Here is a 26,408-nt window from a genome sequence, read left to right as displayed (position 1 = left end):
TGAAACGCCCAGTATCGAGCCCATTAATGCTAAGGCCGTGGAGCCGCCTGCTGAGTCTTCGGATGAGGTGGGAGTGGTGGAGCCGCTGAACCGAGGTGGTAGTAGGTAAGCGATGGGGTGACGCAGGAAGGTAGTCCAGCCCGGGCGGTGGTTGTCCCGGGGTAAGGGTGTAGCCCGAGAGATAGGCAAATCCGTCTCTTATGAGGGTGAGACCTGATGCCGAGCCGATTGTGGTGAAGTGGATGATCCTATGCTGTCGAGAAAAGCCTCTAGCGAGTTTCATGGCGGCCCGTACCCTAAACCGACTCAGGTGGTCAGGTAGAGAATACCGAGGCGTTCGGGTGAACTATGGTTAAGGAACTCGGCAAAATGCCCCCGTAACTTCGGGAGAAGGGGGGCCACGTCTGGTGAGGGGATTTACTCTCTGAGCTGGGGGTGGCCGCAGAGACCAGCGAGAAGCGACTGTTTACTAAAAACACAGGTCCGTGCGAAGCCGTAAGGCGATGTATACGGACTGACGCCTGCCCGGTGCTGGAACGTTAAGGGGACCGGTTAGTCACATTTCGGTGTGGCGAAGCTGAGAACTTAAGCGCCAGTAAACGGCGGTGGTAACTATAACCATCCTAAGGTAGCGAAATTCCTTGTCGGGTAAGTTCCGACCTGCACGAATGGCGTAACGACTTCTCGACTGTCTCAACCATAGGCCCGGTGAAATTGCATTACGAGTAAAGATGCTCGTTTCGCGCAGCAGGACGGAAAGACCCCGGGACCTTTACTATAGCTTGATATTGGTGTTCGGTTCGGCTTGTGTAGGATAGGTGGGAGACTTTGATATCGCGGCGCCAGCCGTGGTGGAGTCGTCGTTGAAATACCACTCTGGTCGTGCTGGATGTCTAACCTCGGTCCGTGATCCGGATCAGGGACAGTGTCTGGTGGGTAGTTTAACTGGGGCGGTTGCCTCCTAAAGGGTAACGGAGGCGCCCAAAGGTTCCCTCAGCCTGGTTGGCAATCAGGTGTTGAGTGTAAGTGCACAAGGGAGCTTGACTGTGAGACTGACGGGTCGAGCAGGTACGAAAGTAGGGACTAGTGATCCGGCGGTGGCTTGTGGAAGCGCCGTCGCTCAACGGATAAAAGGTACCCCGGGGATAACAGGCTGATCTTCCCCAAGAGTCCATATCGACGGGATGGTTTGGCACCTCGATGTCGGCTCGTCGCATCCTGGGGCTGGAGTCGGTCCCAAGGGTTGGGCTGTTCGCCCATTAAAGCGGTACGCGAGCTGGGTTTAGAACGTCGTGAGACAGTTCGGTCCCTATCCGCTGTGCGCGTTGGAGTCTTGAGAAGGGCTGTCCCTAGTACGAGAGGACCGGGACGGACGAACCTCTGGTGTGCCAGTTGTCCTGCCAAGGGCATGGCTGGTTGGCTACGTTCGGGAGGGATAACCGCTGAAAGCATCTAAGCGGGAAGCCTGCTTCGAGATGAGGGCTCCCACCCACTTGATGGGGTAAGGCTCCCAGTAGACGACTGGGTTGATAGGCCGGATGTGGAAGCCCTGTAAGGGGTGGAGCTGACCGGTACTAATAGGCCGAGGGCTTGTCCTCAGTTGCTCGCGTCCACTGTGTGGTTCTGAAACAACCAGCCACCACACACATTCCCATATTCGGGGTGTGTGGTGTGTGTTTCATGGTGTTTCGGTGGTCATAGCGTTAGGGAAACGCCCGGTTACATTCCGAACCCGGAAGCTAAGCCTTTCAGCGCCGATGGTACTGCAGGGGGGACCCTGTGGGAGAGTAGGACACCGCCGAACAACTATTGGAGGCCCGGCCTCGGATTTCGTATCCGAGGCCGGGCCTTTTTTTTTGCGTTGGAGACCAAAGGCGGAGCCAGGCGCCTGCCGGTCAGTTCACCTGACCTGACCTGGGCGCCTGTCCGTCAGTTCGCCTGGCCCTGACTCTGACCTTGGGGCTGGGCCTGAGCGGCACGCGCAAGCTCCAGGTCCAGCGACTCACGGCGAATGCGCTGGTCCATGTAGAGCAGAGCGGTGACGCCGGCGCTGATCGGCAGAGTGATCGTCGCCCCGAGAACCGAGCCGACGCCCGAGATGATGAGGAACGACCAGCCGGGGTTGGTGTCGGCGTTGAGGAACGACGTGAAGTCGTCACCCGTAATCGCCCCGGCCAGCAGGGTGAACGGGAGGTCGATGATGGTCGAGGCGATGTACACCAGGGCGATCGACAGGAGTTGGACGCCCAGAACTCGCCACCACTTCCCGCGTACCAGCTTCGCGGAACGCTTCATGGCCGACACAATGCCCTGCTTTTCCAGCATCAGCGCGGGTGAGGCCAGGCTCCATTGGATCCAGAGCCAGAGCACGACCACGAAACCGCCGACCAGACCGAGCGAGGCCAGCATGGCTCCCCCGTCTTCCGCACCCGCGAGCGAGATCAGTACACCGGGAAGTACGGCCAGACCCAGCACACCGCAGTAGATCACCAGAAGCAGCAGGGTCAGACCGATGAGTTGGAGCACCCTCGGCCGGGCGTCACGCCAGGCCTCGCCGGCCGTCACCTTGTGGCCGAGCACCGCCCGACTGGTGACCATGGTGAGCATCGCGGTGGCGACCAGCAGTCCGACCATAATGACCAGAACGGCCAGTGCCGAGCCCAGCAGCGTCGAACGGAAGGCGTGGTAGACGTCGCTGAGGCTCGGGTCGGGGTCGTTCTGGAGGCTCTTGAGACGGGTGTTGTCGACGAGCGTGCCCTGGAGCACGATTCCCACGCCTTGCGTGACAAGGGCGACCGCGAAGGTGAAGCCGACGATCGCCCGCCAGTAACGCCGCAGGATCGCGATGGCACCGTCCAGGATCTCCCCGACGCCCAGCGGACGCAGCGGGATGACACCCGGCTTGGGCGCCTGGGGCTTGCTCCAGGGCCCTTGCTGCTGCCAGCCGCCCGCCATGGGCGCTCCGCCTCCCCAGCGGGGGCCGCCCTGCTGCGGAGGCTTCGGGGGCTGAGCGTTCTGCGGAGGGGTCCAGCGGGCCCAGCCCTGTTCCGCCGGCGGCTGCTGGTGTGACCAGCCGGGGTGCCCGGCCGCGGCCGTCGGCGGCGGCGTGTCCTGCACGGTGTCAGCCACCGCGGAGGCCCCGGACGTCTCGGCGCCGGACGGCGCCGGCACGGACACCGCGGGCGTGGACCCCGTCGGCCCGGTCGCCTCGGTGCCGGAACCGCTGGTCGGCGTGGGTGCTGAGGAGGTCGTGGGGCTGGCGCCGTCGTCCGGCTCGGGCGAGTCGGAAGGTCCGGGCGTGGCCCAGCCCGGAGTGTTGGTCATGGGAGGCTGCCCCTTCGTGTTGCTCGGTGCTGTACTGGTCGCCATCGTGTCATGGGCTGCCGCGGGCCCGGCCTCGCAGGGCACACTGAGGGCATGGGTGATCACATCGCGCGACCCGAGAGCGGCGGCATTCCCACGTTGCGATGGGAGGAGCCGCCCGAGGGCCCGGTCCTGGTGCTGCTCGACCAGACCCGACTCCCCCAAGCGGAGGTGGAGTTGGTCTGCACGGACGTGCAGGCCCTGGTGGCGGCGATACGTTCGCTCGCGGTACGGGGAGCGCCGGTGCTGGGACTGGCCGGTGCCTACGGGGTGGCGCTCGCGGCGGCCCGCGGGTACGACGTGGAGGACGCCGCCGAGCTGCTGGCACAGGCCCGGCCGACGGCGGTGAACCTGGGGTACGGCGTACGGCGGGCGCTGGCCGCGTACCGGCGGGCGTCTCCCGCGCTGGCGGCGGCCGCTGCGCTCGCGGAGGCCCGGGCGCTGCACGCGGAGGACGCGGCGGCGAGCACGGCTATGGCGGCGCACGGCCGGCGGCTGCTCTCGGAGCTGGTCCCCGGTGGCGGCTACCGGATTCTGACCCACTGCAACACCGGGGCGCTCGTCTCGGGCGGGGAGGGTACGGCGCTGGGCGTCGTGATGGCCGTGCACCGGGTCGGGGAGCTGCGGCGGCTGTGGGTGGACGAGACCCGTCCGCTGCTCCAGGGCGCGCGGCTGACGGCGTACGAGGCGGCGCGGGCCGGGATGCCGTACACGCTGCTGGTGGACAGTGCGGCGGGGTCGCTCTTCCGGGCGGGTGAGGTGGACGCGGTGCTGGTGGGGGCGGACCGGATCGCGGCGGACGGTTCGACGGCGAACAAGGTCGGCACCTATCCGCTGGCGGTGCTGGCCGGTTATCACCGTGTGCCGTTCGTCGTGGTGGCGCCGACCACGACGGTCGATCTGGCCACCGCCGACGGTGCTTCGATCGAGGTGGAACAGCGGTCGGGCGGCGAGGTGACGGACCTGGCGCCGTCTCCGCTGGGGACTCAGGCGTACAATCCGGCCTTCGACGTGACGCCGCCGGAATTGATTTCGGCGATCGTGACGGAGAATGGGGTGGTGTCCCCGGTGACCGCCGATGGTCTGGCGGCGGTGTGCGGGCAGAGTCCCAGGCAGGGGCGCTGAAAGGATTCGGCCCAAGGGCCACAAGGGATCGCATAAGGTCGGTCCGGAAGTCGGCAGGCAACTTATCCACAGGCTGGCTCGTGGGGGCAGCGCGTCTACGGACAACCATGGACAATGGTTGCGTAGCGTGACCTCGATCACCACAGGTTACCGGTATCGATATGTAAATGGGATGATGGTCGGTATGAAGGGACGTGTCCTGGTCGTCGACGACGACACCGCGCTGTCGGAGATGCTCGGCATCGTGCTGCGTGGCGAGGGTTTTGAGCCGTCGTTCTGCGCGGACGGTGACAAGGCGCTGGCCGCTTTTCGGGAGAACAAGCCGGATCTGGTTCTCCTCGACCTCATGCTGCCCGGGCGGGACGGCATCGACGTATGCCGTCAGATCCGGGCCGAGTCCGGCGTGCCGATCGTGATGCTGACGGCGAAGAGCGACACCGTCGATGTCGTGGTCGGCCTCGAATCGGGCGCAGATGACTATGTCATCAAGCCCTTCAAGCCGAAGGAACTGGTGGCGCGGGTCCGGGCCCGGCTGCGCCGGGCGGAGGAGCCGACGCCCGAGCAGCTGGCGATCGGTGATCTGGTGATCGATGTGGCCGGACACTCGGTGAAGCGGGACGGGCAGCCGATCGCGCTGACGCCGCTGGAGTTCGATCTGCTGGTGGCGCTGGCCCGCAAGCCGTGGCAGGTGTTCACCCGTGAGGTGCTGCTCGAGCAGGTGTGGGGTTACCGGCACGCGGCCGACACCCGGCTGGTGAACGTCCATGTTCAGCGGCTGCGGTCCAAGGTGGAGCAGGACCCCGAGCGCCCCGAGATCGTCGTGACGGTCCGAGGCGTCGGCTACAAGGCGGGACCGGGCTGAGATGTGCGCGTCGTACGAGCGTGAGCGTTTGGAGAGCCGGCTGGCCGAACCCATGCGGGGGCTGCTGCCGGTGATCCGCTCGTGCGTGCGCTGGGCACGGCGTCCGCTGCAGCCCGCGGCTCGGCTGTGGCGGCGCAACCTTCAGCTGCGGGTGGTCGCCTTCACCTTGCTGATGTCGGTGGGCGTGGTGCTGCTGCTGGGCTTCGTCGTCATCGGCCAGGTGAAGAACGGCCTGCTCGACGCGAAGGAGAAGGCCGCGACGAATCAGGCGACCGGTGGTTTCTCCATCGCCCAGGACATGGCCGACAAGGGCAGCCAGTCGCAGGACGCCTCCGGTTCCGGCACCCCGCAGGGGCCGATCGACTCCGGTACCTGGCTCAACAGCCTGGTCGGCCAGTTCGCGAGCGGCGGCAAAGGCGTCTACTGGATCGTCGCGCTCAGCCCGGGCGCCGGCGACGAGCCGTCGTTCGGCGAGGGCAGTGTCAACGCGCGGGGGCCGCGCGGCTCCGGCAGTGTGCTGCCCGAGCAGAGCATCCCGAAGTCGCTCAGCGACGCGGTCGAGACCCACACGGGCGCGCTCAAGCAGTACACGCTGATCAGAACCGACGACGGCAATCAGCCACGCCCCGCGCTGGCGGTCGGCAAGCGCCTCACCGACATCAACGGGAACACGTACCAGCTGTACTACCTCTTCCCGTTCGACCAGGAGGAGAAGACCCTCGGCCTGGTCAAGGGCACACTGGCCACCGCGGGGATCTTCGTGGTGGTGCTTCTCGGCGCGATCGCCTGGCTGGTGACACGGCAGGTCGTCACGCCGGTACGGATGGCGGCCGGGATCGCCGAGCGGCTGGCGGCCGGCCGGCTCCAGGAACGCATGCAGGTCACCGGTGAGGACGACATCGCCCGGCTCGGCGAGTCGTTCAACAAGATGGCGCAGAACCTCCAGGTCAAGATCCAGCAGCTGGAGGACCTGTCGAGGATGCAGCGCCGCTTCGTCTCCGACGTCTCGCACGAGCTGCGGACCCCGCTAACGACGGTACGGATGGCCGCGGACGTCATCCATGACGCGCGCACCGACTTCGACCCGGTCACCGCCCGCTCCGCCGAGCTACTGCAGAACCAGCTGGACCGCTTCGAGTCGCTGCTGTCCGACCTGCTGGAGATCAGCCGGTTCGACGCGGGCGCCGCTGAGCTGTCCGCAGAGCCGATAGACCTGCGCGAGGTCGTCCGCCGGGTGGTGGACGCGGCCGAGCCGCTCGCCGAGCGCAAGGGCAGCCGGGTCGTCGTACGCGGCGACGCCCAGCCGGTGATAGCCGAGGCCGACCCCCGCCGGGTGGAGCGCGTGCTGCGCAACCTGGTGGTCAACGCGATCGAGCACGGCGAGGGCCAGGACGTGATGGTGCGGCTGGCCACCGCCGACGGCGCGGTCGCGGTGGCCGTACGGGACTACGGGGTCGGACTCAAGCCCGGCGAGGCGACCCGGGTGTTCAACCGCTTCTGGCGGGCCGATCCGGCCCGGGCGCGTACCACGGGCGGTACCGGGCTCGGCCTGTCCATCGCGGTGGAGGACGCCCGGCTGCACGGCGGCTGGCTCCAGGCGTGGGGCGAGCCGGGCGGTGGATCGCAGTTCCGTATGACGCTGCCGAGGACCGCGGGCGACAGCCTGCGCGGCTCACCCATACCGCTGGAGCCGGACGACTCGCGGCGCAACCGAGGTCTGAACTCCTCGGGGCTTCCGGCCAGGGCGTCGACGCAGGCCGCCGTGCCCGTACCCCGGGCGGGCGCCGGGGACGGCAGGACGGCCGAGGCGGGCCGGATACGCGAGGCCGGGGTCCGCGGACCGCAGATGCCGGGCATGCCCTCGATGCCCGGTGCGCAGCCGCGACCGCCCACGGCCGACCCGGCCGCGCTGCCCGGCAGCGGGGCACGCGTGGTGGAACGCAGGGACGCAGTACGGGAGGACGACTTCTGATGGGTGCGACGGGGGGCCGGGGACGACTGCTGCGCCGCGGCTGGCTGCCGGTGTGCGCGGCGGTGCTGCTGGCCGGGTGCGCCTCGATGCCCAGCAGCGGCGAGGTGCGCAAGGTCGGTGACGGACAGCGTGCGGACGCCGACTCGCAGGTCCGGGTGTTCGGCATAGCGCCGCACGACGGTGAGAACACCTCGCAGATCGTCAGCGGCTTCCTGGAGGCGACCACCAGCGGTGAGACGGACTTCTCGACCGCGAAGAAGTACCTGACCAAGGAGATGGCGGCGCGCTGGGACCCGACCGCCCAGATCACGGTGTTCTCCAGCGGCCGGCAGTCGCCCGACGCCGACAGCATCAGCCGCAAGGAGGGCTACGCGACCGTCTCGCTGTCCGGCACCAAGGCGGCCGTGGTGGACACCAAGCACGCGTACCTGCCGGACCAGGGCGAGTTCCGGACGTCGTTCCACCTCGTCAAGCAGAACAACGAGTGGCGGATCGACGGTCTGCGGGACGGCCTGGTGCTCTCCGAGCCGGACTTCCAGCGGCTGTACCACTCGGTGAACATGTACTACTTCGCCAAGCTCGGCCCGGACGAGCACCCCGACGGCAGCACCGTGGAGACGCTGGTCGCCGACCCGGTGTACCTGCGCAATCAGACCGATCCGCTGGTGTCCACCGTCTCGGCGCTGCTCGGCGGCCCCACGGACTGGCTGTCCCCGGCGGTGACCTCGGCGGCGCCGAGCGGTATCAGGCTGTACGACAAGACTCCCGACCACGGGGTGACGCTCGACGACTCCCAGCGCCTCCGGGTGCGGCTCGACCACTCCGCGGACCGGATGGGCGGGCAGCGCTGCGCACGGCTGGCCGCGCAGCTCTTCGCCACCGTGCAGGCGCAGGCGTCGGCGAAGCTGGCCTCCGCCGACGTGGAGCGGGCGGACGGCTCCCTGGCGTGCAGCCTGCCCAGCGGGCAGGCGCAGACTTACGGCCCGGAGAACCGGGTCGGCTCGGCCACCCGGCAGTACTACATCGGGTCCGACGGCCAGCGTCAGCACCCGCTCCTCGAACTGGGCCAGGTCAACAACTCGGGCAGCCGGGTGACAGGTCCCTTCGGGGACAACAAGGCGGATCTGGACTCCGTCGCGGTCCGGCGTGACGAGCAGGTGGCGGCGGGCGTGCGGAACAACGGCCGCGAGCTGGTGGTCGGCTCGCTCGTGTACGACGAGCCGCTGGGCGACCCGGTGATCAGGAGCAATGCGACAACCGCCAAGGACGGCCTGAGCGCGCCCAGCTGGGACGGTTTCGACGACCTGTGGGTCGCCGACCGCGATCCCAAGGCGCCCAAGCTGCTGGTGCTGCCGGACGGACGGGGACCGGCCGTCGAGGCGTCGGTGGAGGGCCTGGAAGGGCGGGTGGAGTCGCTGCGGGTGGCCTCCGACGGGGTGCGGATAGCGCTCGTCGTGGAGCAGGACAAGGTCATGCGGCTCCTGCTCGGCCGGATCGTCAGGGGCGGGACGCTCAAGCACCCGCAGTTCTCGGTGACGGGCCTGCGTATGCTCACGCCGCCGGGGGAGAACGTCACCTCGGTGTCATGGGCGGGGGCGAGCCGGCTGGTGCTGCTCGACCGGGAGTCGGGCGGCGCGCAGCGGATCGAGTACATGAGCACCGACGGCTCCACGAGCACCGCGCTGCAAGGGGTCAGCGAGGCCGCGTCTGTCGCGGCCTCGGAGGACCAGACCAAGCCGCTGCTGGCCTCCTACAACGGCAGCGTCTACCGGCTGGGGCCCGACAACAACTGGAAGCAGGTCACGCCCAAGGGCGGCAGCCCCGTCTACCCGGGGTGAGCGCACAGCGGCCCACGCCCCCGTGAGCGCGCGGCGGCCCACGGCCCCGCATCGCCGCTGACCTGTGGTTTCCAAGTTATCCACAGCCACGGACGAGTGACTGGCGGCGATCCGTCGGCAGCGGGCACAGTGGAGTCATGCGGGGCTGGTGGCAGGAGATGACCGGGCTGGTGCTGCCGGCGGACTGCGCGGGCTGCGGGCGTCCGCGTACGGAGCTGTGCGAGCGGTGCCGGGGGCTGCTGGGCGGAGCGGCCCCGGCACGGCGGGTACGTCCGACGCCGGAACCGCCCGGGCTGCCGGTGGTCTACGCGGCGGCCCGGTACGGGGACGAGGTGCGGGCCGTGGTCCTGGCGCACAAGGAGCGGGGTGCGCTGGGGCTGGCCCGTCCGCTGGGCGCGGCGCTGGCCGGGGCGGCCGCCCGGGTGTGCGGCGCGGGTCCGGTACTGCTGGTCCCGGTGCCGTCGGCGCGGCGCTCGGTGGCCCAGCGGGGGCACGACGCCACCGCGCGGATCGCCCGTGCGGCGGCCCGGGAGCTGCGGCGGCGGGGTGTGCCGTGCCGGGCGGTGGCGGCGCTGCGGCAGTGTCGTCCGGTCGCCGACCAGTCCGGGCTGGGCGCGGCCGCGCGGCTGGCGAACCTCTCCGGCGCGGTGGCGGCCGCCGGTGGAGGCGCCGGGTTGCTGGCGGCGGTCCCGGTGGTGCTGGTGGACGACCTCATGACGACGGGGGCGTCACTGACCGTGGCGGCGCGTGCCGTCACAGAGGCGGGAGGGCATGTGAAAGGAGCGGCGGTAGTGGCGGGACCGAGCGATCCGGAACCCGCTTCTCCAGGGTATTGCCGCAGGTAGTGGCAGGGAACCTTCATCCGATCGGAGACAAGGCGTCACTGGGGATGCCGACTTCCACACTCCGGGACTATGTTCGGGAGAGAGGGAAGCGGACATCGGGGGTGTTGATCTTCCCAGTGGGGCAGAAGGAGGTGAAAGCCGCGGCTTCGTGGCACCCGGAAGCCCCGGGCGGGCGGAGTGGCAGCTGACGCAGCGCCGGACGGGGTGGCACCCGGGCCGGCCTCAGGAAAGGGACCGTCCGGTGACAGGGCGGTCCGGGAACGGAGTTCTGCGTGGACATCGTCGTCAAGGGCCGCAAGACCGAGGTACCCGAGAGGTTCCGCAAGCACGTGGCCGAGAAGCTGGACAAGATCCAGAAGCTCGACGGCAAGGTGATCAGCCTCGACGTCGAGGTGTCCAAGGAGCTCAACCCCCGCCAGGCGGACCGTTCCGACCGGGTGGAGATCACGCTGAACACCCGAGGACCCGTGGTGCGCGCGGAAGCCGCCGCCGCGGACCCGTACGCCGCGCTGGACGTGGCGGTGACCAAGCTGGAAGCCCGTCTGCGCAAGGCCGCCAGTAAGCGGCACACCCGCCGCGGAAACGGCCGGATCCCGGCGGCCGATGTGGCCACCGCGGTGCCGGAGGCGGCCAATGTCGACGGGGACGGCAGGTTCGCCGCCGACCAGCGCGCGGCGGAGACGGTGCCCACCACCAGGTTCGGCCCGCTCGAAGTACGCGGGGAGGGCCCGCTGGTGGTCAGGGAGAAGACGCACATCGCCACACCGATGGCGCTCGACCAGGCGCTCTACGAGATGGAGCTGGTCGGGCACGACTTCTACCTGTTCGTCGACAGCGAGACCAAGCAGCCGAGCGTGGTCTACCGCAGGCACGGTTACGACTACGGAGTGATCCACCTGAACGCGGACGAGACGGGAGTGGAGGAGCCCGCGGGGGCCGGCGCCGTACTGCACCACGGAGCCTGAGAACGGCTGAAGTCCGGTGCCCCCGGGGATCGTCCCGGGGGCACCGGACCGTCAGGACGTGAAATGCTGGGTTCGTGGTCAACTCTGGTGTGTGGGGGAGGATCTGATGCCGGAATTCGGACACGGAACGACCGGTGAGCGCGTCCCGGTCCCCTATGACGAACCCCCTGTCCCGGCCCGCGCGGAGCCCATCCGCGTGCTGGTCGTCGACGACCACGCGCTCTTCCGCAGAGGGCTGGAGATCGTCCTCGCGCAGGAGGAGGACATCCAGGTCATCGGCGAGGCCGGGGACGGCGCGGAGGCGGTCGAGAAGGCCGCCGACCTGCTGCCCGACATCATCCTGATGGACGTCCGGATGCCGCGCCGCGGCGGGATCGAGGCGTGCACCTCCATCAAGGAGGTCGCTCCCAGCGCCAAGATCATCATGCTGACGATAAGCGACGAGGAAGCCGACCTCTACGAGGCGATCAAGGCCGGCGCCACCGGTTATCTGCTCAAGGAGATCTCCACCGACGAGGTGGCGACCGCGATCCGGGCGGTCGCCGACGGCCAGTCGCAGATCAGCCCGTCGATGGCGTCCAAGCTGCTGACCGAGTTCAAGTCCATGATCCAGCGCACCGACGAGCGGCGGCTGCTGCCCGCGCCGAGGCTCACCGACCGGGAGCTGGAGGTGCTCAAGCTGGTGGCGACCGGCCTCAACAACCGGGACATCGCCAAAGAGCTCTTCATCAGCGAGAACACCGTGAAGAACCATGTGCGCAACATCCTGGAGAAGCTCCAGCTGCACTCCAGGATGGAAGCCGTGGTCTACGCGATGCGCGAGAAGATCCTGGAGATCCGCTAGTGCCGTGGCCGGAAAGGTTTGCCTGGTTCGCGGCGTCCGGTGCGGTGCATCGCAAGGCGGTGGGGGCACCTTCCGGCCGCCAGGCCGGGGGAGCCCTCGTACTGGGCGTACTCGGGCGACTTCGACAACGCAGCGAGGTGCCGTGCAGGGCGTCGTGAACCGGTGAACCTTTCCGGTCACGGCACTAGCTTCCCCGGCGCCCCTGCCACGCCGCCGCCACGCCCCGGGGACGCCCCCGCGTCCGCCGAGGCGCCCAGCCGTCCCCGACGTCCCCGAGTGCCCTGCCCCGGGCGCCCAGGGCTCAGCGGAGGTCGTGGGTGAGCTTCACGGCCGCCTCCAGGGGCGCCCGCAGCGCCTCGGGCAGCACCCGCTCCACCCGGACGTCCACACCCCCCACCCAGCTCGCCGCCTCCGCGAGGGCGTCCGCCGCGGGCTGCACCGCCCTGGGCCCGTCCAGTGACACCTGCCGGGCCACCAGGGTCTTCCCCTCGCGCGCCGGGTCGACCCGGCCCACCAGCCTGCCGCCCGCCAGCAGCGGCATCGCGAAGTAGCCGTGAACGCGCTTGGGCTTGGGGGTGTACGCCTCCAGCCGGTGGGTGAAGCCGAAGATCCGCTCGGTGCGCGGCCGGTCCCAGATCAGCGAGTCGAACGGCGAGAGCAGCGTCGTACGGTGCCGGCCGCGCGGCTCGCTCGCCAGCGCCGCCGGGTCGGCCCACGCCTGCTTGCCCCAGCCCTCGACCTCCACCGGCACCAGCCCGGTGGCGTCCAGCACCGCTGTGACCTGCTCGCCCTTGAGCCGGTGGTAGTCGGCGAGGTCGGCCCGGGTGGCCACCCCCATCGCCGCCCCCGCCTGGGCGACCAGCCGCCGTACGCACTCGGTGTCGTCGAGGTCGTCGTGCAGCAGCGCCTCGGGCACCGCCCGCTCGGCGAGGTCGTAGATCCGCTTCCAGCCGCGGCGCTGGGTGCAGACCACCTCACCGGTGTCGAGCAGCCACTCCACCGCGATCTTCGTCTCCGACCAGTCCCACCACGGCCCGCCGTTCTTGGCCCCGCCGAGCTGGGTGGAGGTCAGCGGACCCTCGGCCCTGAGCCGGTCGAGCACGGCCGCGCAGGAGCGCTCGGCGTCGGCCAGCACATGCCAGCGGTGGCCGCGCGCCCGCCGGGCCCGGCGCCGGAAGGCGAAGTGCGGCCACTCCTCGATCGGCAGGATGCAGGCGGCGTGCGACCAGTACTCGAAGGCGTGGTTCTCCGTCCAGTACGCGCTCTCCACCGCGTCGCGGCCGACCGCGCCGAGCCGGGCGTACGGGATCAGTTCGTGCGACCTGGCCAGCACCGAGATGGTGTCGAGCTGCACCGCGCCGAGCGACCGCAGCACCCCGCGGGTGCCCGCCCGCCGGTCGGGAGCCCCGAGGAAACCCTGCGCGCGCAGGGCGGTCCTACGGGCTTCGTCGGCGGTCAAGGTGAGCTGGGGCGGCGGCAGGAGCGTCATGCCGCAAAGCGTAGGGCCGCCCACTGACACACGCTGCTGACCTGGGAAAATCCACCCCGGCGGGCAGCGGCCGACCCCGCGCGGTCAGCCGGCGGAGGGGTGCGGCAGGTACGGCGTCGCCGCCCCGCGCCCCAGGTCCGACGGCAGCAGCGCGCCGCACCACGCGTCCCGCCGGGTGCCCCGGTGGACGATCCTCGCCCGCGCGGTCCCCTCCATCACGAAGCCGATCCGCAGCGCCACCGCGCGTGAACCCTCGTTGCCGGCCTCCGCGTACCACTCGATCCGCTCCGCGCCGAGGGCGTCGAAGGCCCAGGCGCACACCGCGCGGCCGGCCTCAGCCGTACAGCCGCGGCCGCGCTGCTCCTTGGCCGTCCAGAAGCCCAGTTCCGCCTGCCGTTCGGGGGTGTTGAGCCGCCGCAGGTCCACCAGGCCCATCGAGCCGACCAGCGCGGAGCCGTCACGGGTGAAGACACCGAAGTTGTAGAGGGTGTCGTCCCGCCACCCCTCGCGGCTGATCCTGCCGGTGAAGTCCGCCGCGTGCTCGGGGGTGTACGGGTGGGGCACGGTCGTCCAGCGCGGGATCTCCGGGTCCTGGCAGGCGGCGTGCACCGCCGGGGCGTCGGCGGGTTCCAGGGGGCGCAGCAGGAGGCGTTCCGTGGTGAGGGTGGTCGGCTCCATGGCGGGGCACACCTTTCGGACGGAAAGGGGTGCCTGAGCACCCCCGGGAGGGGACTGCGGGAGGGCTGTGGCCGAGTATCGGACAGGCCCCGGGCCCACGGAAAACCGTTTTGCCACTGCCGGGCCTCCCGGCCCGCTGGTCTCCTCGCTTACGATGGCCGTTGCAGCAGGGCAGAGGCAGACAGGAACCCCGCTGTGCCACGCGCGGGAACCGCGCTCGGCCCGACCGGCAAGGAGCCAGCCTACGTGTCCGTCATCAGCAAGATCATGCGTGCAGGTGAAGGCAAGATCCTGCGCAAGCTGCACCGCATCGCGGACCAGGTCAACTCCATCGAAGAGGATTTCATCAGCCTCACCGATGCCGAGCTGAGGGCCCTCACCGACGAGTTCAAGGAGCGGCATGCCGAGGGCGAGTCCCTCGACGACCTGCTCCCCGAGGCGTTCGCCGCCGTCCGTGAGGCCGCCAAGCGCGTGCTCGGACAGCGTCACTACGATGTGCAGCTGATGGGCGGCGCCGCCCTCCACCTGGGCTATGTCGCCGAGATGCGCACCGGCGAGGGCAAGACCCTGGTCGGCACCCTGCCCGCGTACCTGAACGCGATTTCCGGCAAGGGCGTTCACCTGATCACGGTCAACGACTACCTGGCCGAGCGCGACTCGGAGTGGATGGGCCGGGTGCACAAGTTCCTCGGCCTGGAGGTCGGCTGCATCCTGGCGAACATGTCGCCCGCCGAGCGCCGTGCGCAGTACGCCTGCGACATCACCTACGGGACGAACAACGAGTTCGGATTCGACTACCTGCGCGACAACATGGCCTGGTCGAAGGAAGAACTCGTCCAGCGCGGCCACAACTTCGCGATCGTCGACGAGGTCGACTCGATCCTGGTGGACGAGGCCCGTACGCCGCTGATCATCTCGGGTCCTGCCGACCAGGCCACCAAGTGGTACAGCGACTTCGCCCGCCTGGTGCGGCGGCTCAACCGCGGCGAGGCCGGCAGCCTCGGCAAGGAGGAGACCGGCGACTACGACGTGGACGAGAAGAAGCGCACCGTCGCCATCCACGAGTCCGGCGTCAGCAAGGTCGAGGACTGGCTGGGCATCGACAACCTCTACGAGTCGGTGAACACCCCGCTCGTCGGTTATCTGAACAACGCCATCAAGGCCAAGGAGCTCTACAAGAACGACAAGGACTACGTCGTCATGGACGGCGAAGTCATGATCGTCGACGAGCACACCGGCCGTATCCTCGCGGGCCGCCGCTACAACGAGGGCATGCACCAGGCGATCGAGGCCAAGGAGGGGGTGGACATCAAGGACGAGAACCAGACGCTCGCCACGATCACCCTCCAGAACTTCTTCCGTCTGTACGGCAAGCTTTCCGGCATGACCGGTACGGCGATGACCGAGGCCGCCGAGTTCCACCAGATCTACAAGCTCGGCGTCGTCCCGATCCCCACCAACCGGCCGCTGGCCCGTATGGACAAGCCGGATCTGATCTACCGCACCGAAGAGGCGAAGTTCGCGGCCGTGGTCGAGGACATCGTGGAGAAGCACGAGAAGGGCCAGCCGGTCCTGGTCGGTACCGTCTCCGTCGAGAAGTCCGAGTACCTGTCGGCGCAGCTGTCCAAGCGCGGGGTCCCGCACGAGGTGCTCAACGCCAAGCAGCACGACCGTGAGGCGTCGATCGTCGCCCAGGCCGGCCGCAAGGGCGCCGTCACCGTCGCCACCAACATGGCCGGCCGCGGTACCGACATCAAGCTCGGCGGCAACCCCGACGACCTCGCCGAGGCGGAGCTGCGCCAGCGCGGCCTGGACCCGGTGGAGCACGTCGAGGAGTGGGCCGCGGCCCTCCCCGCGGCGCTTGAGCGCGCCGAGGAGGCCGTGAAGGCCGAGCACGAGGAGGTCGTGGACCTCGGCGGCCTGTATGTGCTGGGCACCGAGCGGCACGAGTCCCGCCGGATCGACAACCAGCTGCGCGGCCGCTCCGGCCGTCAGGGCGACCCCGGCGAGTCCCGCTTCTACCTCTCCCTCGGCGACGACCTGATGCGGCTGTTCAAGGCGCAGATGGTCGAGCGTGTGATGTCCATGGCGAACGTGCCGGACGACGTCCCGATCGAGAACAAGATGGTGACCCGCGCGATCGCCTCCGCCCAGTCGCAGGTCGAGCAGCAGAACTTCGAGATCCGCAAGAACGTCCTCAAGTACGACGAGGTGCTCAACCGGCAGCGCGAGGTCATCTACGGCGAGCGCCGCCGCGTCCTGGAGGGCGAGGACCTGCAGGAGCAGATCCAGCACTTCATGAACGACACCATCGACGCGTACATCGACGCCGAGACGCGTGAGGGCTTCGCCGAGGACTGGGACCTGGACCGGCTGTGGGGCGCCTTCAAGCAGCTCTACCCGGTCAAGGCCACGATCGAAGAACTGGAGGAGGCGGCCGGCGACCGTGCCGGGATCACCGCCGAGTTCATCGGCGAGACGGTCAAGGACGACATCCACGAGCAGTACGCCGAGCGTGAGAAGCAGCTCACCGAGGACATCATGCGCGAGCTGGAACGGCGTGTGGTCCTCTCGGTGCTCGACCGCAAGTGGCGTGAGCACCTGTACGAGATGGACTACCTCCAGGAGGGCATCGGGCTGCGGGCCATGGCGCAGCGCGACCCGCTGGTCGAGTACCAGCGCGAGGGCTTCGACATGTTCTCGGCCATGATGGACGGCATCAAGGAGGAGTCCGTCGGCTATCTGTTCAACCTGGAGGTCCAGGTCGAGCAGCAGGTCGAGGAGGTGCCGGTGTCGGACGCCGAGGTCGCCGACGCGGTGCCGTCGCTGGTCAAGGAGCGTCCCGAGATCCGCGCCAAGGGTCTGGAGGCGCCGAAGCGTGCCGACCGGCTGCACTTCTCCGCTCCTTCGGTGGACGGCGAGGGCGGCATCGTCGAGGGCGACTTCGAGGGCGCGGACGCGGCCTCGGGCGGCTCCGGGGACGACGGCAACTCGACCCGCGCGGAGCGCCGCAAGGCCGCCAAGGGCGGGCGTCGCCGCAAGAAGTAGGGCGCGGACGGCGTGCCCGCGAGGGCGCGCGAGTGACGCGTACGGCCGGGGGCCGGACCTTTCAGGGGTCCGGCCCCCGGCCGTTGCGCGCCCGGAGCCGTATGCCGGCCCCGCTCACCGCGCCGCCACGTCCGTGCAGCGCCAGCGGGCCGGGCCGTAGCCGGGCCCGGAGTCCTCGTCGCCGGGCTCCAGCCGGAAGGCCAGGGCCCGGAAGACGTCCTGGTCCAGGGCGACCACGGCGGCCACTTCGAGGGCCCCTCCCGCGGTGCGGAAGAGCGTGCAGCGGTACACGTAAGGGGTCCGGCCCCTGACCCGCTCCCGCCAGTCGGTCCGCTCGGCGTGCAGCTCCCACAGCCGCTGGTACGCCTCGTTTCTGACCTTTCCGGCCAGGCAGGTCAGCGGCTGCCGCCCGGTGAGCACGTCGAGCAGCCGCCCGGCGAACCAGATGTGCGGCGGCAGCGGGCGTACGGCCGGGCCCGTGGCCGGACGGGTGGCCGGACCGGGACCCGGACCCGGACCCGGACCCGGACCCGGACGTAGGGACGGCCCCGGGCGCCGGGTGTCCCGGCGGCCGGGCGGGGCGGTGCCGCCGGGCCGGCTACGGGCGGGGCGGCCGCGACCGTAAGGCCCGGTGGACGGCCCGGCGGGCGGGACGGCGGGCGGCTCTGCGGGCGGGACGGGCGCGGCGAAGGACACAGGTGTGAGACGCATGGGCGGACCCCCGGAGATCGCTGGTGATGGGAAGAGCGGTTCTAGGGGGCCGGGGGAGTTCCGGGCAAGCGGTGCGGGGGCCTGCGGAAGGCCGCCCGAGATTCACCTGTAGGTGTGGTGACGCACGTATGCTTCACGCCATGCGCGTCTACATTCCCACCACCCTCGCCGGTCTGGCCGAGGCGTACAAGGCGGGCGAGCTGGGCCCCGCGCCGCTGGATGCCTTCGCGGTCACGCCCAGCCTGCGCGAGTGGTATCTCTCCGACGACATCGAGGAGTTGGAGTACGCGGCGCTGACCCGGGCGGCCCAGGCGTCGCTGCGGCTGCTCGCCACGCACCCCGACGTGCCGCGCCGGCGGACGGTGGTCGCGGTGGACGTGGCCGACGGCGACGTGCGCCACGACCCGGACCGCAGTCTGGACCCGGCGGCGCTGGGCGAGGTGCGGCTGGCCGGGAAGGTCCCGCTGTCCAAGGCGGCGGCGGTCCACCTGGACGCGGACGACGCCGAGCACGACGTCCGCGCGGCGGCCGAGGCCCTGGGGGCGGTCGACGCGGGTGACACGGACGCGCAGTTCACCGTCGACGGTGCCGAGGATCACGAGCTGCTGTGGTATGCGACACAGGAGATTCCCCACCTGATCGGCTGACGGTCATCGGGGTTTTCCACAGGCTCCGAACGGGCGGTCGTGGTACGCGAGTACCGTTTCCGATGTGAACGCGCATCTCGTGTGGGACTGGAACGGCACCCTGTTCCACGACATCGACGCGGTGATCGAGGCCACGAACGCCTCCTTCGCCGAACTCGGCCTGCCCTCCATCACGCTGGACCGCTACCGCGAGCTGTACTGCGTGCCGGTGCCCAGGTTCTACGAGCGGCTGCTCGGCCGGCTGCCCAGTGACGCCGAGTGGGCGGTGATGGACGAGGCCTTCCACCGGCACTACTGGTCGCTGGCCGGGCGCTGCGCTCTGGCCGAGGGCGCAGCCGAGCTGCTGGCCGCCCGCCGGGCCGCCGGGCTCACCCAGTCGCTGTGCTCGCTCGCCCCGCACGAGAGGCTGCTGCCGATCGTCGGCTCGCACGGCATCACCGAGCACTTCGTGCGGGTGGACGGCCGGGTCGGCTCCTCCACCGAGGGCAAGTCCGCGCAGATGGCCCGCCACCTCGCCTCCATCGGTGTCGACGGCCGCCGCGTGGTGGTCATCGGCGACGCTCTCGACGACGCCGCAGCCGCCGCCCACGTGGGTGCGCACGCGGTGCTGTACACCGGTGGCGCACACAGCCGGCGCAGCCTGGAGTCCGCAGGAGTGCCGGTGGTGGACACCTTGGCCGAGGCCGTTCACCAGGCAGAACGCATATCCGGGCGGGACCTCTCCTAGGCCGCTCTCCCAGGCCGGGCCCGGCTTCTGTCCATTCAGGACAACGCCCGTGGTGCATTTGTACGAAGACGGCGCATGAGGTCCCCCCGGCCGGAGAGATAGCCTTGCTGGCGTGATCACCGTTGATCCGTGCTTCAGGGGCCGGTCCGTGCGTATGCGCACGGAACGTCCTCTTTCCGGCATAACGTCGTTCCGTAGCGGAAACCCCGCGTCACGGGACGTCGTGCCATCACCCGACGTCACGCAACGGCGCGCGACAGGAGTCAGAGAACATGCAGACCAAGCTGGACGAAACCAAGGCCGAGCTGCTGGAACGGGCAGCCCGGGTCGGTGAGAACAGCCCGACGGGAGGACTACCCGGCCAGGGCCTCGACGCAGAGGCGCTGACGGCGTTTCTCCAGCGTTACTACCTGCACAGCGCACCCGAGGACCTGGTCGACCGCGACCCGGACGACGTCTTCGGCGCGGCGCTCTCCCACTACCGGCTCGCGGAGGTACGCCCCCAGGGCACCGCGAACGTCCGGGTCCACACCCCGACGGTCGAGGAGAACGGGTGGCAGTGCAGCCACACCGTCGTCGAGATCGTCACCGACGACATGCCCTTCCTCGTCGACTCGGTGACCAACGCCCTCACCCAGGCCGACCGGGCGATGCATGTCGTCGTCCACCCGCAGTTCCGGGTCCGCCGTGATGTCACGGGCAAGCTCCTGGAAGTGCTCACCTCCGCCAACGGCTCGGACGACGAGCCGCGCCCGCACGATGTTCTCGTCGAGTCCTGGATCCACGTCGAGATCGACCGCGAGACCAACCGGGCCGACCTCAAGGAGATCACCGCCGATCTCCGCCGGGTGCTCTCCGACGTACGCGAGTCCGTCGAGGACTGGACGAAGATGCGGCAGGCCGCGCTCTCCATCGCCGACGAGCTGGCCGCCACCCCGCCGCCGCTGCCCGAGCAGGAGTCCGGCGAGGCCGTGGAGCTGATGCGCTGGCTCTGCGACGACCACTTCACCTTCCTCGGCTACCGCGAGTACGAGCTGATCAGCGAGACCGGCGCCGACGGCACGCCCGAGGACGTGCTGTCCGCGGTGCCCGGCACGGGTCTGGGCATCCTGCGCTCCGACCCGGTGCACCGGGACGCCGACGGCACCCACCCCGGGCACCCCGGCTCCCTGTCGTTCAGCCGGCTGTCGGCCGACGCCCGGGCCAAGGCCCGCGAGCACAAGCTGCTGATCCTCACCAAGGCCAACAGCCGCTCCACCGTGCACCGCCCCTCGTACCTGGACTACGTCGGCGTCAAGAAGTTCGACGCCGACGGCAATGTGACCGGCGAGCGCCGCTTCCTCGGCCTGTTCTCGTCCGCGGCCTACACCGAGTCCATCCGCCGGGTCCCGGTCATCCGCCGCAAGGTGGACGAGGTGCTGGACGGCGCCGGGTTCACCCCGCTCAGCCACGACGGCCGTGATCTGCTGCAGATCCTGGAGACCTACCCCCGCGACGAGCTGTTCCAGACGCCCGTCGACGAGCTGCGGTCGATCGCCACGAGCGTGCTCTACCTCCAGGAGCGCCGCAAGCTGCGGCTGTTCCTGCGCCAGGACGAGTACGGCCGCTACTTCTCCGCCCTGGTCTACCTGCCGCGCGACCGCTACACCACCGAGGTGCGGATGCGGCTGACCCACATCCTCCAGGAGGAGCTGGGCGGCCGTAACGCGGACTTCACCGCCTGGAACACCGAATCGGTGCTCTCCCGGCTGCACTTCGTGATCCGGGTCGACCCCGGCACCCCGTTGCCCGAGCTGACCGACGCCGATGTCGAGCGGATCGAGAACCGCCTGTCGGACGCCACCCGCTCCTGGGCCGACGGATTCACCGAGGCACTCACCGCCGAGTGCGGCGAGGAGCGCGCGGCCGAACTCGGCCGCCGCTACGCGCAGGCATTCCCCGACGGCTACCGCGCGGACTTCACCCCCCGGGTCGCCGTCGCCGACCTCCAGCACATCGTCGGCCTCGGTGACGACGACTTCACCCTGAGCCTGTACGAGCCGGTCGGCGCCTCCCCCGAGGAGCGCCGCTTCAAGATCTACCGCACCGGCGCGCCCGTCTCGCTGTCCGCGGTGCTGCCGGTGCTCCAGCAGCTGGGCGTCGAGGTCGTCGACGAGCGGCCCTACGCGCTGCGCCGCTCCGACAACTCCCGCGCCTGGGTCTACGACTTCGGGCTGCGTCTCGACCCGGCGCTCGGCGACCTCGGCGACGACGCCCGTGAGCGCTTCCAGGAGGCGTTCTCCGCCACCTGGACCGACCGGGCGGAGAACGACGGCTTCAACTCCCTGGTGCTGCGCGCCGGGCTGGACTGGCGGCAGGCGATGGTGCTGCGGGCCTACGCCAAGTACCTGCGGCAGGCCGGGTCCACCTTCAGCCAGGACTACATGGAGGACACCCTCAGCACCAACGTCCACACCACCCGGCTGCTGGTCAATCTCTTCCAGGCCCGGCTCTCGCCCGACCACCAGCGGGCCGGCAGCGAGCTGACCGACGGCATCCTGGAGGAACTGGACGGCGCCCTCGACCAGGTCGCGAGCCTGGACGAGGACCGTATCCTGCGGGCCTTCCTCACCCTCATCAAGGCCACGCTGCGCACCAACTACTTCCAGCGTGACGCCGAGGGCCGGCCGCACCCCTACCTGTCGATGAAGTTCGACCCGCAGGCGATCCCCGATCTGCCCGCGCCCCGCCCGGCGTTCGAGATCTGGGTGTACTCGCCGCGGGTCGAGGGCGTCCATCTGCGGTTCGGCAAGGTCGCCCGCGGCGGGCTGCGCTGGTCCGACCGCCGGGAGGACTTCCGTACCGAGGTGCTCGGCCTGGTCAAGGCCCAGATGGTGAAGAACACCGTCATCGTGCCGGTCGGCGCCAAGGGCGGCTTCGTCGGCAAGCGGCTGCCCGACCCGGCCGTCGACCGCGACGCCTGGCTCGCCGAGGGCATCTCGTCGTACAAGACGTTCATCTCCGGTCTGCTCGACATCACCGACAACCTGGTCGGCGGCGAGGTCGTGCCCCCGCGTGACGTGGTCAGGCACGACGAGGACGACACCTATCTGGTGGTCGCCGCGGACAAGGGCACCGCGGCCTTCTCCGACATCGCCAACGAGGTCGCCGTCTCCTACGGCTTCTGGCTCGGCGACGCCTTCGCCTCCGGCGGCTCGGTCGGCTACGACCACAAGAAGATGGCCATCACCTCCAGCGGCGCCTGGGAGTCGGTGAAGCGGCACTTCCGCGAGACCGGCCACAACACCCAGGAAGAGGACTTCACGGTCGTCGGCATCGGCGACATGTCCGGCGACGTCTTCGGCAACGGCATGCTGCTGTCCGAGCACATCCGCCTGGTCGCCGCCTTCGACCACCGGCACATCTTCCTCGACCCCAAGCCGGACGCCGCCACCTCCTACGCCGAGCGGCGCCGGCTCTTCGAGCTGCCGCGCTCCTCGTGGGCCGACTACGACACCTCGCTGATCTCCCACGGCGGCGGGGTCTACCCCCGTACGGCCAAGGCGGTCCCGGTCAACGCGCAGGTCCGCGCCGCGCTCGGGATCGAGAGCAGTACCCCCAAGCTCACCCCCGCCGAGCTGATGAAGGCGATCCTGCGGGCCCCGGTCGACCTGCTGTGGAACGGCGGCATCGGCACCTACGTCAAGGCGTCCACCGAGTCGAACGCGGACGTCGGCGACAAGGCCAACGACGCGATCCGCATCGACGGCGCCGACCTGCGGGTCAAGGTGGTCGGCGAGGGCGGCAACCTGGGCTTCACCCAGCTCGGCCGGATCGAGTTCGCCCGCTCCGGCGGCCCCGAGGGAACCGGCGGCCGGATCAACACCGACGCCATCGACAACAGCGCCGGTGTCGACGCCTCGGACCACGAGGTCAACATCAAGGTGCTGCTCAACAGCGTGGTCGCCGAGGGCGACCTCACGGTCAAGCAGCGCAACACCCTGCTCGCCGAGATGACCCACGAGGTGGGCAACCTCGTCCTGCGCAACAACTACGCGCAGAACGTCGCACTCGCCAACAGCATGGCGCAGACGCGGAGTTTGCTCCATGCACACCAACGCTTCATCCGCCGTCTGGTGCGCGACGGCCGTCTCGACCGCGCACTGGAGTTCCTGCCCACCGACCGGCAGATCAGGGAGCGGCTGGTCGCCGGGCAGGGTCTGACCCAGCCGGAGATGGCGGTGGTCCTCGCCTACGCCAAGATCACCGTCGCCGACGAGCTGATCCAGACCGAGCTGCCGGACGACCCCTACCTGCGCTCCCTGCTGCACGCGTACTTCCCGGTGCCGCTGCGCGAGCGGTTCGAGCAGCAGATCGACAACCACGCGCTGCACCGCGAGATCGTCACCACCGTTCTCGTCAACGACACCGTCAACTCCGGCGGCACCACCTTCCTGCACCGGTTCCGCGAGGAGATCGGCGCGACCACCGAGGAGATCGTCAGGGCGCACATCTCGGCCCGCGCGATCTTCGGCCTCGCGCAGATCTGGGACGAGGCCGAGTCGCTGGACAACACCGTCCCGGCCGAAGTGCTCACCCGTATCCGGCTGCACTCGCGGCGGCTGGTCGAGCGCGGCACCCGCTGGCTGCTCAACAACCGCCTCCAGCCGCTCCGGATCGCCGAGACCATCGACTTCTTCAGCCAGGGCGTGACCACGGTCTGGCCGCAGCTGCCGAAGCTGCTGCGCGGCGCCGACCTGGAGTGGTACCAGTCGGTGCACGACGAGATGACCGGCGCCGGGGTGCCGGAGGACCTGGCCACCCGGGTCGCGGGCCTGTCCTCGGCCTTCCCGATCCTGGACATCGTCGACGTGGCCCACCGCGCCGACAAGGAGCCCCTGGACGTCGCCGAGGTCTACTTCGACCTCGCCGACCGGCTGCAGATCACCCAGCTGCTCGACCGGATCGGCCAGTTGCCGCGTGACGACCGCTGGCAGTCCATGGCCCGCGCGGCGATCCGCGAGGACCTTTTCGCGGCGCACGCGGCGCTCACCGCGGATGTGCTGTCCGCAGGGAACGCGGGGGCCTCGCCCGAGCACCGCTTCCAGGCGTGGGAGGAGCAGAACTCCGGGCTGATCAACCGGGCCCGCACCACCCTGGAGGAGATCCAGAGCGCGGAGGAGTTCGACCTGGCCAGCCTGTCGGTGGCGATGCGGACGTTCCGCACGCTGCTGCGCACCCACCACTAGGCGGTCACCGGTGGGACCGTACGCCGCGATCCGGGCGTACGGTCCCACCGCGGCCGCGGGCCGGGACCCCCTGACCGGGCCCCGGCCCGCCGGCCTCGGTCCCGGGGCCAGGGCCGGGGACCCGGCTCTCAGCCGGAGCCTGGCGACTGCGACGTCGAGTCCGGCAGCCTCCAGACCGTCAGCAGCGTGGTGTAGCTCGGCATCGGCGAGGTCAGTCCGCTGTCGTCGGACGGTGTCTCGCCGGTGATCCGCAGCATCGCCAGATTGCCGTCGGAGGTCACCGTGCAGAGCACCGTGCCCTTGGTGAAGTACTTGTCGTCGTCCAGGTCCTTCTTGAAGATCTCGCCCGGCAGCGCGTCCGCGCCGACCCCTGTCCGGCACGCTTCGTACGTGGTCCCTTCCGCCTTGCCGAAGGTGGTGAGGAAACGCATGCTGTCGTCCACCCAGTCCTGGTACTCGATCTCGAAGGCCTTGGTGTCGCCGATCGTGCCGTTCGGGTCGACGGTGGCCCGGTCGAGCTCGACATGCGTACCGCTGTTGAAGGCGGGGGAGCGGATCACGAACTTGCGGTCGCGGATGAGCACCTGCGGCTCTCCGCCGGCCGGCGGTGTGTCCGTCACGGGGGCGTCCGTCGCCGGGGTCGTGGCGGGTTCGTCGTCCGGCGCCGTCGTCGTCGGCCGCGGGGAGTCCGTCGTGGTGGCGACGGGGGCGCCGGTCGGGCCGGCCGTCGAGACGCCGGCATCGTGGTCCGGCCGCGTGAGCACATAGGTCAGCGTCACCGCGAGGACCAGGGCGACCACCCCGCCGCCCACCGCCGTCAGCTTCCGCGCCCGCCCGGACGAGGGCGTTCCGGTGGGCGGGAAGGACGGCGGCCCCTGCGGCGGTACGAGCGGCCCCTGCGCGGGCGGCGCCCCCGTCGCAGACCCGGCCGGAACTCCGGTCCCGGGCCCCGGCGGATACGAGGTCCGCAGCCCGGACGGGTAGCCGCTCGGCGCCCCGGAGGGATAGCCGCTCTGCGCGGCCGCCTGATAGGCCGTCGGGCCCGGCGGATACGGCGGCGCGGGCAGTTCGGGCCCGGGCGGCAACTGCGCCGCGGCCTGCCGCCGTACGATCTGGGTCGCGACCGGCTCCGGCAGCCAGTCGGTGAAGTCGCGCAGCGACCGGCCGGCGGCCTGCTCGCACAGCGCGGCCAGTTCGGCGGGGCTGGGCCGGGCGGCCGGGTCGGCGGACAGACATCGTTCCAGCAGTGGCCGCAGCGCCTCGGGGTAACGGGACAGGTCGGGCGGCTGTATCGCGGTGTTGGCGATCTTCGTGGCGAGGGTGATCGCGCCCGCGTCCCCGTACGGATGACGGCCGGTGGAGGAGAGCGCCGCGATCAGGCCGAGCGAGAAGACATCGGTGGCCGGGCTGAGCGGCTGCCCGTTGGCGTGCTCGGGCGACATGAACTGCGGGGTGCCGATCAGCTTCCCGCTACGGGTGAGCTGGGTGGAGTCGGCGGCGCGGGCGATCCCGAAGTCGATCACCCAGGGGCCGTTGGCGGCGAGCAGGACATTGCTGGGCTTGAGGTCGCGGTGGATCACACCGGCCGCGTGCACCGCGCGCAGCGCCTCGGCCGCGCATCCCGTCAGTTGCAGCACGGCGGCCAGCGGCAGCGCGCCGTACCGGGTCAGCGCCTCGTCGAGCGGCAGCCCGGGTACGTAGTCGGTGGCCAGCCAGGGCAGGTCGCCGGTGGTGTCGTGGTCGACGACGGGCACCACGTGGTAGCCCTGGACCCGCCGGGCGGCCTGCACCTCCTGCTGGAAGCGGCGGCGGAACTCCTCGTCCTGGGCGTATTCACGCCGGATGACCTTCAGCGCGACGGGCTGGCCGCCGCGGGTGTGGCTGAGATAGACGGTGCCCATCCCGCCCTCTCCGATCCGGGCACGCAGCCGGTAACCGGCTTGCTCACGCGGGTCCTGCGGGCCGAGCGGCTGGAGCGGACTGCTGTGGTCGTGACTGGCGATGTCAGGCACCCCCCGGTAGGCGAACGGTCCCCGATGCTACCCGGACGGCCCGTCAGCCGGGCC

General features: G+C 70.0%; 16 protein-coding genes and 2 rRNA genes (1 of these 18 running past the window's edge). 13 read left to right on the top strand and 5 right to left on the bottom strand.

What is annotated here, in order from left to right; translation table 11 throughout:
• Together OHA30_RS11815 and rrf are read left to right on the top strand one after the other, a co-directional pair.
• Positions 1-1,598, top strand: a 23S ribosomal RNA gene (locus tag OHA30_RS11815) (it extends 1,528 nt beyond the left edge of the window).
• Positions 1,599-1,687: 89 nt separating this feature from the next.
• Positions 1,688-1,804: ribosomal RNA gene (gene rrf / locus OHA30_RS11810) — 5S ribosomal RNA — on the top strand.
• Between the two features lie 125 nt (positions 1,805-1,929).
• Here the strand turns inward: rrf and OHA30_RS11805 are convergent.
• Positions 1,930-3,324, bottom strand: coding sequence for a glycerophosphoryl diester phosphodiesterase membrane domain-containing protein (locus OHA30_RS11805; protein ID WP_328913774.1), 1,395 nt, complete (start codon positions 3,322-3,324; stop codon positions 1,930-1,932).
• Between the two features lie 93 nt (positions 3,325-3,417).
• On the opposite strand from OHA30_RS11805, the gene mtnA reads away from it, so the two are divergent.
• The 7 genes from mtnA to OHA30_RS11770 all read left to right on the top strand — a co-directional run bounded on the left by mtnA (position 3,418) and on the right by OHA30_RS11770 (position 11,814).
• Entirely contained in the window at positions 3,418-4,488 is a 1,071-nt protein-coding gene (mtnA, locus tag OHA30_RS11800; RefSeq protein ID WP_328913773.1) for an S-methyl-5-thioribose-1-phosphate isomerase, read from the top strand.
• A 172-nt stretch (positions 4,489-4,660) separates the two neighbouring features.
• Positions 4,661-5,350: an MtrAB system response regulator MtrA gene (gene mtrA, locus OHA30_RS11795; protein ID WP_328913772.1), complete on the top strand. Its 690-nt coding sequence runs from the start codon at positions 4,661-4,663 to the stop codon at positions 5,348-5,350.
• 52 nt (positions 5,351-5,402) lie between these two features.
• Positions 5,403-7,322: an MtrAB system histidine kinase MtrB gene (gene mtrB / locus OHA30_RS11790; RefSeq protein ID WP_328917831.1), complete on the top strand. Its 1,920-nt coding sequence runs from the start codon at positions 5,403-5,405 to the stop codon at positions 7,320-7,322.
• Positions 7,322-9,160, top strand: coding sequence for an LpqB family beta-propeller domain-containing protein (locus tag OHA30_RS11785; protein WP_328913771.1), 1,839 nt, complete (start codon positions 7,322-7,324; stop codon positions 9,158-9,160). The genes mtrB and OHA30_RS11785 overlap by 1 nt, the downstream gene beginning before the upstream one ends.
• A 137-nt stretch (positions 9,161-9,297) precedes the next feature.
• Positions 9,298-10,005, top strand: a complete 708-nt coding sequence (locus OHA30_RS11780) for a ComF family protein (RefSeq protein ID WP_328913770.1) — start codon at positions 9,298-9,300, stop codon at positions 10,003-10,005.
• A gap of 272 nt (positions 10,006-10,277) precedes the next feature.
• On the top strand, positions 10,278-10,970 hold the full coding sequence (gene hpf / locus OHA30_RS11775) for a ribosome hibernation-promoting factor, HPF/YfiA family (protein ID WP_328913769.1): 693 nt from the start codon (positions 10,278-10,280) through the stop codon (positions 10,968-10,970).
• Positions 10,971-11,076: 106 nt separating this feature from the next.
• Positions 11,077-11,814 carry a response regulator gene (locus OHA30_RS11770; RefSeq protein ID WP_405785609.1) on the top strand — a complete coding sequence of 246 codons (738 nt, stop codon included), beginning with the start codon at positions 11,077-11,079 and terminating at the stop codon, positions 11,812-11,814.
• A gap of 301 nt (positions 11,815-12,115) precedes the next feature.
• Here OHA30_RS11770 and OHA30_RS11765 read toward each other — a convergent pair whose 3' ends face one another.
• Positions 12,116-13,303 carry a winged helix-turn-helix domain-containing protein gene (locus OHA30_RS11765; protein WP_328913768.1) on the bottom strand — a complete coding sequence of 396 codons (1,188 nt, stop codon included), beginning with the start codon at positions 13,301-13,303 and terminating at the stop codon, positions 12,116-12,118.
• 84 nt (positions 13,304-13,387) lie between these two features.
• On the bottom strand, positions 13,388-13,981 hold the full coding sequence (locus tag OHA30_RS11760; RefSeq protein WP_328913767.1) for a GNAT family N-acetyltransferase: 594 nt from the start codon (positions 13,979-13,981) through the stop codon (positions 13,388-13,390).
• A 246-nt stretch (positions 13,982-14,227) separates the two neighbouring features.
• On the opposite strand from OHA30_RS11760, the gene secA reads away from it, so the two are divergent.
• Entirely contained in the window at positions 14,228-17,029 is a 2,802-nt protein-coding gene (secA, locus tag OHA30_RS11755) for a preprotein translocase subunit SecA (protein WP_328913766.1), read from the top strand.
• A 114-nt stretch (positions 17,030-17,143) separates the two neighbouring features.
• Here secA and OHA30_RS11750 read toward each other — a convergent pair whose 3' ends face one another.
• The gene (locus OHA30_RS11750) at positions 17,144-17,740 is read right to left on the bottom strand and encodes an Rv3235 family protein (protein ID WP_328913765.1); all 597 of its coding nucleotides are present in this window, start codon (positions 17,738-17,740) and stop codon (positions 17,144-17,146) included.
• 140 nt (positions 17,741-17,880) lie between these two features.
• Here OHA30_RS11750 and OHA30_RS11745 point away from each other — a divergent pair, with 140 nt between their 5' ends.
• From OHA30_RS11745 to OHA30_RS11735, 3 genes are all read left to right on the top strand, one after another.
• Positions 17,881-18,387: a DUF6912 family protein gene (locus tag OHA30_RS11745; protein ID WP_328913764.1), complete on the top strand. Its 507-nt coding sequence runs from the start codon at positions 17,881-17,883 to the stop codon at positions 18,385-18,387.
• Positions 18,388-18,451: 64 nt separating this feature from the next.
• Positions 18,452-19,114: an HAD family hydrolase gene (locus OHA30_RS11740; protein ID WP_328913763.1), complete on the top strand. Its 663-nt coding sequence runs from the start codon at positions 18,452-18,454 to the stop codon at positions 19,112-19,114.
• A 272-nt stretch (positions 19,115-19,386) separates the two neighbouring features.
• Positions 19,387-24,342, top strand: coding sequence for an NAD-glutamate dehydrogenase (locus tag OHA30_RS11735; protein WP_328913762.1), 4,956 nt, complete (start codon positions 19,387-19,389; stop codon positions 24,340-24,342).
• Between the two features lie 128 nt (positions 24,343-24,470).
• Here OHA30_RS11735 and OHA30_RS11730 read toward each other — a convergent pair whose 3' ends face one another.
• The gene (locus tag OHA30_RS11730) at positions 24,471-26,354 is read right to left on the bottom strand and encodes a serine/threonine-protein kinase (protein ID WP_328913761.1); all 1,884 of its coding nucleotides are present in this window, start codon (positions 26,352-26,354) and stop codon (positions 24,471-24,473) included.
• Between the last annotated feature and the right edge of the window lie 54 nt (positions 26,355-26,408).

Origin of the sequence: Streptomyces sp. NBC_00223, from assembly GCF_036199905.1 — a bacterium.
GTDB lineage: Bacteria > Actinomycetota > Actinomycetes > Streptomycetales > Streptomycetaceae > Actinacidiphila.
Note: the sequence above shows the minus strand (reverse complement) of the source record. Positions and strands in the feature narration are given on the sequence as shown.